The 12,053-nt window shown below is 41.5% G+C and carries 2 protein-coding genes and 1 pseudogene; all 3 read left to right on the plus strand.

Going from position 1 to position 12,053, the window contains the following annotated elements; genetic code table 11:
* Window positions 1-91: 91 nt before the first annotated feature.
* Window positions 92-6,451 (plus strand): ZmpA/ZmpB/ZmpC family metallo-endopeptidase, encoded by a 6,360-nt coding sequence (locus ACVC7T_RS03255; protein ID WP_447262452.1) that lies wholly within the window; start codon window positions 92-94, stop codon window positions 6,449-6,451.
* Window positions 6,452-6,911: 460 nt separating this feature from the next.
* A pseudogene (locus tag ACVC7T_RS03260) lies at window positions 6,912-7,121 on the plus strand (IS481 family transposase); the annotation flags it as partial.
* Between the two features lie 368 nt (window positions 7,122-7,489).
* Window positions 7,490-12,053: MucBP domain-containing protein (locus tag ACVC7T_RS03265; protein WP_447262453.1), on the plus strand; the 4,564-nt coding region annotated here is incomplete at its 3' end.

Below are 12,053 nucleotides of genomic sequence, written 5' to 3' on the forward strand. Positions count from 1 at the left end.
CTTAAGATGAAAAATAAATAAACAAAAAAATTGTACGAACCATTATGAGACGATATAATTGTATGTATAATTAGCGATTATTGGAGAAAATATGAAAAACATTTTTAATGAAAAGCGAGAACGATTTGCTTTCCGTAAATTATCCATTGGACTTGTTTCTGCAACCCTAGCAAGTCTATTTTTTGTGACTTCTATTGCTACTGCCCCTTCAGTCAGTGCGCAGTCTATCAATTACACCTATGTGACCGAAGAAGAGTTGACTGATGCGGAAAAAGAATTGATTATTCGCGACTTGCCAGGTTTGGTACAAGAAACGGATTCTACCTACTATTTGGTTTATCGTCCTGTAGTGTCTACAGGTTCTGATTCAAAAATCTTACCTGAAACAGGTGTATTGGAAAATAGTGCGATGGTTGTTGCAGGTCTATCTCTCCTGATTATTGCTGTAAAATTAGGCAAAAAAGGGAAGAAAGAATTTGCGGGAGTAATCATTCTTGCCGCAACGGGTGCAAGTTTCTTGGCACCGACAGGTTCAGCATTAACTAGCCATATTCTGGCTCAATTCAACCATGCGGTGGAACGTTCTGCAGGTCAGGCTTTGCCAGCGCCAGCTGAGATTGAAGGCTATGTTTATGTGGGCTATTTTAAAGATAGCAAGGCGGTAGAAGAGCTTCCGGCAGAGGAGGAGATACCAGCTGATAATGGGAACCAAGAAATCGTAACCGAAGTTCCAAATACTGCTCCAAGTCATGAGCTACCAGCAGCTGATATTACTGAGAAGACTATCACAAAGTTGGAAATCGTAGCCTTTGAGACTCAAACGGTTGAAAATCCAGCCTTGGCCGAGGGGACAGAAAAAATTGTTCAAGAAGGTCAAAATGGCGAGCGGACCATTACCATCAAGCAAACACTTGTAGACGGTCAGGTTCTGAAGGAAGAAGAAATTTCATCCGAAATTACCAAAACTGCTACTCCAAAAATTATTGAAATTGGGACAAAGAAGACTGAAGAGTCTATCGTAACTGGTCTTCCAGATACAGCACCAACGCACGAAAATCCAGCCTTGGAAGTTACAGAGAAAGTTGCTTCGCATACAGAATCGATTGCCTTTGAAACTGAGGAAGTCTATGATGATACTCTTCCAGATGGGACTAGATTGACTGTGCAGTCTGGACAAGCAGGTCAAAAGATAATTGAAATCAAGCAAACATATATCGGTGATGTCTTGGTGAAGTCTGAGGTTGTGTCCGAAGCGATTAGCCAAGCTCCTGTTAATCAAATCGTAAAAATTGGTACAAAACCAATTACTGCTCTTCCAGATACAGCTCCGACGCATGAACTACCAGAAGTTGCCTTGACAGAAGATACGACGACCAACACCGAGTCCATTCCTTTTGAAAGTCAAATTATCTATGATGCTACTCTGGCGGAGGGGACTCGAAATGTAGATCAAGTTGGTAAAGCTGGAGTTCAAACGACTGTTATCAAGAATTACTACGCTGATGGTGTTGTGATTAAATCTGAGCAGGTTTCAAGCTCTGTAACTAGTGCACCAGTGACTGAAATTGTACGTGTTGGTACAAAGAAAGCTGACATAGTGACAACTGAGACTGAAACATCAATAAAAGTAATTCCATTTGAGGTTAGCTACCAAGACGATGCGACTTTGCCAGTAGGTGAAGAAAAAATCATTACTGCAGGTCAAAACGGCCAAGAAACGATCACAACAACTTACACCCTTATTAACGGTGTTCGCCAAGCAAATCCTACAGTGACTGAAAATGTAACGACTCAGCCTGTGACTCAAGTAGTTGCACGTGGTACGAAAGCTGTTACTCCAACTCCAGTTGAACGCACAGAGACTGTTACAGAGACGGTAGAAATTCCATTTGAAACCAAGACAACAGAAACAGCGGATTTTTATACAGATGAGGAGCAAGTAGTAGTTGAGGGGAAAAATGGAGATAAGGAAGTTACCACTACTTATCAGACAATCAACGGAGTCCGTCAACCAAAACCAACAGTGACTGAGAAAGTCCTTAAAGAACCAACAACGAAAGAGGTTCTCAAAGGAACAAAACCAATAGAGGGCACGGAAACCGAAACTAATCAAGTTGAAATTACCTTTGAAACAGAGTATGTTGACGACCCTACACTGTTAGAAGGTAAGACCAAAGTTGTAACGACGGGTGTAAATGGCTCTAAGACAGTTACAACAACTTACCAGACTATCAAGGGCGTTCGTCAGGAAAAACCTACTGTAACAGAAGAGATTACCAAACAACCTGTTAAGCAAGTCATTGCGCGTGGTACAAAGGTTGAAAAAGTACCACAAGTGATTATCACAGACTTGGTGGAAAATGATGATGCCAAGTCAGCGACAATTAGCTACAAGTTGACAGACGAAACCGCTAACTTCCAACGAGCTGTTGCTCTCCTCTATGATAATACAGGTGTCTTGGTACAGGAACAGGCAATTACGGATCCAAATGGCCAGTTGACACTTGAAAATCTTGATTTCTACACAGATTACACTGTTAAGACTAAGATTTTCTACACAATGGCAGACCAGGAACAAAGCTCGGAACAAGAAGCTATTCTTGAAAGCATACGCAAATTTGATTTAGTCTATAAAAAGATTGAAGTCAAAGATATAGATGCAGTGACTGTTTACCGTCGTAAGAATGGTAGCTACATCGGTCAAGAATTCTTGGAAGAACTGCCAGCATCCACAGATGAATTGTTTATCAAGGTGACTTCAGATCGCTTCAAGGAGGTATACCTACCTGTGTCAAGTATTGAAGAAACTACCTTGAATGGCAAGGCAGTCTTCAAACTAGTTTCATCCTTTGATGAATTGGTACAGGACAAGGATGCCCAATACGTTGCCAACCGTGAATTCTACATTCCTAAGATGGTGACTGATGCAAATACCTACACATCCTTCAAAGCCTTGATTGATGCTATGAAGGCAAATCCAAGCGGTACCTTTAAACTAGGAGCGCATTTGGACGCGAGTGAAGTCCCTGTTGGAGATATTCCATCTTATGTGACTGGATTTAGCGGTACTTTGGATGGAGTAAATGACGGCTATGCCTTCTCTATCAGCAACTTGAAAGTCCCATTGTTCTTTAACTTCAACGGTAAAGTTCAAAACTTGGACATCAAGAATGCAAGCCTGAATACAAGCTCTAAGAACCCACTTGCTACAATTGCGATTAATGCCAACAATGCAACTATCACGAACGTAGCAGTAGAAGCGTCACTTAAAGGACCGCAAAACGTATCTGGTTTAGTTCAATCTGCAACAAATACTACTATTAAAGACGTATCCTTCAAGGGTAGCATCGAAGTAACCGGAACCGCTGCAAGTCTAACTGGTGGTATCTTGGGTAACGGTACGATGGCAAGTGTTGGAAATGCCAAGGTTGATGCAACGATTACTATTCCAGGTAATGCTAATCAGTTTGCAGGTGGTATCGTCGGTAGAACTATGCTCGTTTATGACGTACCAGGAAGTGTCTATAATTCGTATGCAACAGGTTCAATCGTGACAAATGGTACAGAGGCAACCATTGGTGGAATTGCTGGTTCCAACCAAGTGACTGGCGATCTTGCTCCACACGTAGGTAATTTGACAAATGTTGTTAGCACCATGAACGGTCCTACAAGTCTAGTTGGTTTAGTTGTCAATCCAACTGGTAAGATTAAGGGCGGTTTCACAACAACAACTGATAGTTTGACCAATGTTACTGTTATCTCTGATGAAGATGCACAAGCCAAAGTAGAAGCAATGGGAATTCAAGCGACAATTGATGATTCTGTTTCGCTTAATCTCAATCAATATTCAGTAGATTATCTAACCGTGGATAAGGCTCAGGCTGACCATGAAATCGCCTACTACAACATGGAAAAAATCCTTCCATTCTACAACAAGGAACTTCTTGTCTACTATGGAAATAGGATTGCGACAGACGATAAGCTCAACAAGGTCCGTTTGCTGGATGTTGTACCAATGAAGGATAAGGATGTTGTTGCTGATGTCTACGCTGAGAAGGCCAATATCAATAAGATTATGCTTCACTATGCAGATGGCACGGTGGATTATAAGACTGTTTCTTATCTAGAAGACTTCAAGAACAATCACGTTGTTGAATACACTATCTCAGGTACAGACTTGATTTACACGCCAGAGTCCTTCTTGAATGATAGAAGCGCCCTTGTTACCGACTTGGTAAGCAATCTGTCTGCTGTTACTCTTGATACTGAAGCTATGAAGAAAGTAATCGGCTATCCAACAACATTGGATGCCAATACTCAAACAGGAACTATTAAAGATTTCTATTTTGCAGACAGCTATGAAAAAGTTATCGCAAACCTAGAAAGCAATGTTCGTAAATTGTTAGTTGCCAGTCTTAATGGCCAAGGCCAGGCTTCAGAGACCTATATCAAGGAAAAAATTCTTAATAATAAAGAAGCCTTTCTTCTAGGTTTGACTTACTTGAATCGCTGGTATGACATCAACTACGGAACTGTGAATACCAAAGAATTAACCATTTTCGAACCTGACTTCTTCGGAAATGATGCAGCATCTGCCCTTGATATGATTCTTGCAATCGGAAATGGTGGCTACGATGTTCTTCGTGCCCATAACAACGTGACGACCTACGTGTCTGCAATGGCCAAACAAAACGCGAAGGCATCTGTCTTTGACCTGGTCGAGTCTTATCGTCAACTTTTCATGCCAAACTTGACAGATAATGAATGGTTTAAACAAACCACAAAAGCCTATATCGTTGAAAGTAAATCACAGGTAGCAGAAGCAGCAGCCAAGCAAGATGCGGCAGAAAAACACAGCAAGTATGCTCTGGCAGTCTATGACCGCATCACCAATCCAAACTGGGCTTACCGTCAAATGCTCCTGCCACTCTTGACCCTGCCGCAAGAAGACATCTTTATCATAAGCAATCTCAATACAATGGCAATTGGTTCGTATGAACATTATGTTGAAGACTATTCAACAACTGAAAACCGTGATAAGGTACGTCAAATGGTTGATTTGGCAGCCCAACGCCAACGTGACAATGCGGACTTCTGGTATAAGATTCTCGATGAGACAAACCGTGACAAACTCTTTGGTAGTCTTCTTAACAATGAAGGCTATATGATGTTCGGTCCTGATGGTAAGAAGGCCTACCGTAATCTGACTGCAGAAGTGGATGCTATTCAAGATTTCTATGGTCCAATCAACAAGTGGTACCGTGAGCATTCATCTATTAAAACTGCATATGCAGACGGTAAAGAAACCTACTATATCACCTACGATATGCTCGGTGATTATGGAACCACTTTGTATAGTCATGAAATGGTCCACAACCAGGACGGCTCTACCTATCTCCATGGTTATGGTCGCCGTATCGGTCAAGGAATGGAAGTATATGCAGATGGATTGCTACAAAACGTTTCCTCTCTTGATAAGATGATCCTTGGTTTCAATGCCTTCTTCACGGATGATGTAGCCAACCGTGTCCATGTGGCTGATCCAGTGGAAAGATTTAGCAATGAAGCGGATTTCAATGAGTACTTCCATAATCAATTTGATGCCCTTTACTTGTTGGATTACTTGGAAGGTATGGCTATTCTTGGAAAATCTGACGATCTGAAGAAAGATTGGCTTCGTAAGATTGACAACTACTACGTTCAAACAAACGGTGTTAATACGCATGCTGGAAATAATGCACGTGAGCTGACCGATGCAGAAGTAGCTTCCTTGAAGACTTTCGAGGACTTGATTGATAACAGTATCATTGATTACCGTCAATATTTCGGCCCTTCTGGTGGTGCCAAGACCTTAACCAAAGAATGGTCACGTAATGGATACCACAGTGTGCCAATGTTTGCAGCCAACTATTCTGCGCTTTCAAACCCTTATGGTTCACCTGGCGATATCATGTTCCGTCGTATGGCCTTTGAATTGATTGCAGCTAAGGGCTATACAGAAGGCTTTATCCCTTATGCATCTGGTCAATTGTCTGATTATGCTATGAGCCAAGGCTCAACTATCTACGATACTTGGAACAAGAAAGATACAGGTCTGATTACTGATACGCACGTCTTGAACCAAGTCTTTAAGGGTCAATACGCAACATGGGAAGAATTCAAGAAAGCCATGTTTGCGGAGCGTGTTGAAAAAGCAGAAGCAGGAAAACTCAAGCCATTTACCATGCAGTATGAATTAGGTGTTGCTAACTCTACAAAAGAAGTGACAGTAACGACCTATGCCCAACTCCAAGCTTTGATGGAAGAAGCAATGGAAGCTGATACAAATGGACGAATTTTCTATTCAACCAATAATGTCAACCTCAGTCGTGTTCATGCCCTCAAAGTAAAAGTTTATCAAGCCTTGATGAACTCTACAAATGACTTCAGGACGTCGATTTTTAACCCATAAGCATAAACAAGTTGGACTTGTGCCAACTTGTTTTTTAGTACGACGGGCATGTCGTACATCTGAGGTGAAAGTCCTCTGCGGGCACCCGCTACCGGTGAACCCAATAGCGACTCTCAAGCCTGACTATCGTAACCGTCCCATAACAAGGTATCTATTCAATCATTTCTTGCCTAGACTATCATCTCAAACGACATGCGTTAAAAGTTAGTTGAACCGCCGTGTGCCGAACGGCACGCACGGTGGTGTGAGAGGGACTAGTCTTAGTCCCTACTCTATTGATTTTTTAGCAAAATTCACACCAAAATCACACCATTACTTTTTGAGGTTTCGATAAAGGTATGACTCCCTTAGAATTTAGGGAAACATACCTTTTTAAAGTACAAACATTTTTAACTATTCATTTTATCTGGGGATAGACACAAGCGTTCTCTCTTTTTTGATATATATGACCTGTACACGTTCATCACAAGTTCAACTGCTAGATGTACTCTGTTAGAAGCTTGGCATTGAGCACAGAATCATTCGACCTCAGAATCCGAAACATAATGGCAATGCTGAACACAGACATCGAGATGACAAACGCCGCTTCTATCAGCATGTAACCTTCTATTCCTATGATGATTCTATCAAGCAGATTCAGTGCTTTCTTTACTGCTCCAATCGACTCCCCCATTCAGACTTTAGTCTAGATATCTTTTATCGCGATCAGCAAATTTCTACTAGTAATATAGCTGAATATTTAGATTGCTTGAAAATGGCATTTTAAGCCTCACTTCATTGACAATGGTGCCGTGGTAATTAGTAACATTTCTTGATTCGATTACCATTTTGTTTGGTGAAGAGCAGTCACTATATTAAATAAATAAGTGTGCAACCTTTTTTTAACAACAAGTTGGATGTTATATGAAAAAATTAGGTAAATTCGAGTGTGTATTGGAGTATTCTCCTTGCTTTTTAAGGAGGAATAGGATATAATTACAGCATTTGAAACAGTAGCTTAATTCATTGTTTCATAGAAAATTTGGAGGGCATTTCATAATGAAACGCAAGAAATCATTCGACTGGTATGGAGCGAAACAACGTTTCTCAATTCGTACTTATCATTTCGGTGCGGCGAGTGTTTTGCTAGGTTTGACATTGGCCACTGGCGCTCAAGCTGTACAAGCAGAAGAGCTTGCTGCTGACACTACTGTCACTAGCAGCATTCAAAGCCCAGCGACAACCGACACGACACCAGCCATTTCAACGGAAACTGCTACGCCAACTGAGCGTACAGCAACGATCAATTATTTGGTCAATTATGTCTTGGAAGACGGCACACTTGTCAACGCTGTTGTGAAAACAGCTACCGTTACGACGACAGAAGCAGTTGCATCAACTAGCGTCGATGTAGCAGTCGAAGTACCTGCCGGCTATGAGTTGGCGCAAGGTCAAGCGACAACAGTGACCCAAGTTGTTACTGAAGGCGCTGAAAATCTTGTTACTGTTCAATTGGTTAAACAAGCTGAAGTAGCAGCTCCAACAACTGAAGTTGCAACAGAAGCACCTGCAACGACAACTGAAGCTGCAACTGAAACACCAGCTGAGGCTACAGAAGTATCAGCACCTGTGACTGCTGAAGAAGCGAAAGTTGTCCTTGAGCAAAACATCTCAGAAGCGGTGGTTTTGTCAGACGAAGCTAACCGGCTCTACGCAGCAGCACCAGAAGGCAATGAGTCTTTGAAAGCAGCTGCAGACGCAACGAAATTGGCTGCAACTGAAGCTACTACAGTCTTGAAAGACTCAGTAGCAACTCTTGTACAAGTAAACGCTCAAATCGACGCAGTTCGCACAAACGTTGAAGCTCTTGCCTTGGAATTGCGGAAACGCGATGAAGATGGTGTGATAACAGCGAATTTGTCAATCACAAATACAACTGAAATCGGTAAAGGTGATGGAACCTTCAATCCAGGGGGTGTTGCTCTTATAGAACCAACTCCAGGTATGTCAGACCCTAATGGAGCTAAGGCAAAGTCAGCAAGTAGAGGGACTATGGTTGCAACGACGACCGAGGGGTACTTGACCTTTAAATATTATAGTTTCGCATGGTACGATGGAACTGTAGGTGTAGAAAGGGGATATGGTTTTTCTTCCACCAATGGTGCCTATATCCGTGTATCCATTGCACAGGATCTTTCTGGCACACTGCTAGTAGAACTGTTGGATAAGACGAACAATGTATTAGAATCAAAGAGTATAAAAGCAGGTGATACTGTAGAATTTACCACTTTTAAAGATTCTGCAGGTGGAAAACCAATTGTTGTTGATTTTGATTCAGCTTCTGCTTCTACAGATGCCGAAGGTACTTTGAAAGTCCTTTATGATGAAAACACACTTGAACCTAATGTTCTAGTTCCAAAAGTTATTGGTAACACAACAACCTATAAGACAGAAGATGGTACAATATTAGGAACTTATACAATTGCTACTATTCCAGGTTTAGAAAATGATCCTTCAGGTGTTCGAACTTTCCCTGGATATGAGCTCGTAAGAACTGAAACTACTGCTACGGATGTAAGCCCAGAATCAGCAATTCCTTTTGTTTCTCGTGTTCGGCAAGGTTATCCAACTAATGCCTCTCAGGTAGGTAAATATATTGCATATAAAACTATTATTACCCCTATTCCGGGAACGCATAGTTATACAGAATCAATCTGGATAGCAGATCCAAACTACACTGGTACTCACGATTTCCGTTCAATTTCTACTGATGGCTTTATTAAAGTGTTTGAATCCTCTGTGCTTTCAAATGGTGTAACAAATACAAATTATATGTTACCTGCATCCTTATTGGATACTTACACTGTTACTAAATTGACAACAGATCCAAATAACTCCCAACTACAAATCGAGTCTGCTCCCATAACTGATCCCGCTGAATTAGATTTGAGTAAATTACAAGGTAAACGAAAAATTGATGGTAAGGACGCAAGTAATGAGTGGTTCAAGATAGATCTTAAAGAAAATCCAGACTTCGTTTACCTCGCACGTTTCCAAATTGGTGTATCGACTACTGGACAATACAATAAGCTTGAATTACACTTTGGACGTGACTTCGACCCAAAAAATCCAACAAATCCAGGTACAACAATTGACCCTGTTACAGGTAAAGAGGTATCAGGTCTTGATTTAACCGGTCAAACTCTTCCATATACGTTTTCGTATGCTGGTGTAAATATGACAGAAACAACTCATGTTTATAAACCAGTTCCACAAGAAGCCATCATCCGTTACCAAGTTGAAGGTGAGGCAGGATACCTTGAAGAGTCAGCTACTTTGACTGGTAACCCAGGTACAGATATCAATTATTCAACGACAGATACTATTAACAAGTATAAGAAATTGGGTTATGAGCTTGTATCTGATAACTTCACAACAGAAGCTGGTCAAGACTACGACTATGATTCAGATAAATTGCAAGAATTCCTTGTTGTTATCAAGCCACGTATCGAAGAAGTTCCAAAGACAGCTGTTCCAGGAGAGCCTGTAGATCCAACAGATCCAAACTCACCAGTATGGCCTGCAACTGTAGAAAACTTGAAAACAACTCAAGAAGTAACTCGTACAGTTGAGTACAAGTACGAAGATGGAACTCCAGTTCGTGTAGATGCTGCAGGCAACATCTTGCCAAAAGACTCTACAGAAGGTACGCCACTTGTTAAGACTGAAACAGTAACCTTCACTCGTCCAGCTCAAGTAAACCTTGTAACTGGTGAGATTACTTACGGTGACTGGGTAGCAGATACAACAGATACACTTAAAGGAAATGTTCTTCCAGAAGTTTCAGGCTATACAGCAAGTCGTACAACTCTTGAAGGTGCTGATGCGCCAATGACAGAAACAGTCAAGGATAAGACTGTAACTGCAACTGACGCAGACATCAACGAAGTAGTTTACTACAAAGAAAATCCTAAGTATGGCGATGTTGTTGTGAACTATGTAAACACAGACGGTAAAGTGATTGCCTCTCCTGTTGTTGATACAAACGATGCCCTTGTAGGTACAGACTACTCTACTGCTGACCGTGTACCAGAGAAAATCGTTGAAGATGCTACTGGTGATGTTTACTACTACAAAGAAATCAAACCAGAAGATGCAACTAAAGAAACTGGCACAGTCGTAGAAGGTACAACAGAAGTTACTTATGTTTACGAAAAAGCTGGTAATGTTGTTGTTAACTATGTGACGGAAGACGGTACGCCTATTAAGACACCTGTAAACGATGAAACAAACGCTAAACCAGGAACTGAGTACAACACAACTGATAACAAACCAACTGAGATTACTGGTGAAGATGGTTCACGTTATGTCTTGATTCCATCTAAGACAATTGGTTCTGAAACAGGTACTGTTGAAGGTGGTAAGACAACTGAAATCACTTATGTGTATAAGAAAGTTGCCAACTGGATTCCACAAATTCCAGGTGTTCCAGAAGGACAAGAACCAAAAGTTCCATATCCATTCGACCCAACGAACCCAGATAAGCCAATCGATCCAACATCACCTTACCCAGATGGTGAAGTTCCGTCAATTCCACATGTACCAGGTTTCACACCAGTTGATCCTAAGACAAATGAGCCATTGAAACCAGTTGATCCAAACGATCCTGGTAAGGGCTATGTGCCACCAACTCCAGACGAGTCAGGTAAGGATACACCAATCCCTTACGTACAAAACGGTAATGTTGTTGTTAACTATGTGACGGAAGATGGTACGCCTATTAAGACACCTGTTAACGATGAAACAAACGCTCCAGCAGGTAAGTCATATGACACAACAGATAACAAACCAACTGAGATTATTGGCGAAGATGGTTCACGTTATGTCTTGATTCCATCTAAGACAATTGGTTCTGAAACAGGTACTGTTGAAGGTGGTAAGACAACTGAAATCACTTATGTGTACAAGAAAGTCGCTAACTGGATCCCTGAAATTCCTGCTACACCAGAGAATCCAACTCCAGTTAACCCAGTGATCCCTTATCCATTCGACCCAACGAACCCAGATAAGCCAATCGATCCAACATCACCTTACCCAGATGGTGAAGTTCCGTCAATTCCACATGTACCAGGTTTCACACCAGTAGATCCTAAGGACAACACTCCATTGACACCGGTAGATCCAGAAGATCCATCTAAGGGTTATGTACCACCAACTCCAGACGAGTCAGGTAAGGATACACCAATCCCTTACGTACAAAACGGTAATGTTGTTGTTAACTATGTGACGGAAGATGGTACGCCTATTAAGACACCTGTTAACGATGAAACAAACGCTCCAGCAGGTAAGTCATATGACACAACAGATAACAAACCAACTGAGATTATTGGCGAAGATGGTTCACGTTATGTCTTGATTCCATCTAAGACAATTGGTTCTGAAACAGGTACTGTTGAAGGTGGTAAGACAACTGAAATCACTTATGTGTACAAGAAAGTCGCTAACTGGATCCCTGAAATTCCTGCTACACCAGAGAATCCAACTCCAGTTAACCCAGTGATCCCTTATCCATTCGACCCAACGAACCCAGATAAGCCAATCGATCCAACATCACCTTACCCAG

This window comes from Streptococcus sp. P25B114 (assembly GCF_053010325.1).

Bases quoted from the DNA above. Each gene is read 5' to 3' on its own strand.
- ACVC7T_RS03255 (WP_447262452.1), top strand. From the start codon at position 92: ATGAAAAACATTTTTAATGAAAAGCGAGAACGATTTGCTTTCCGTAAA.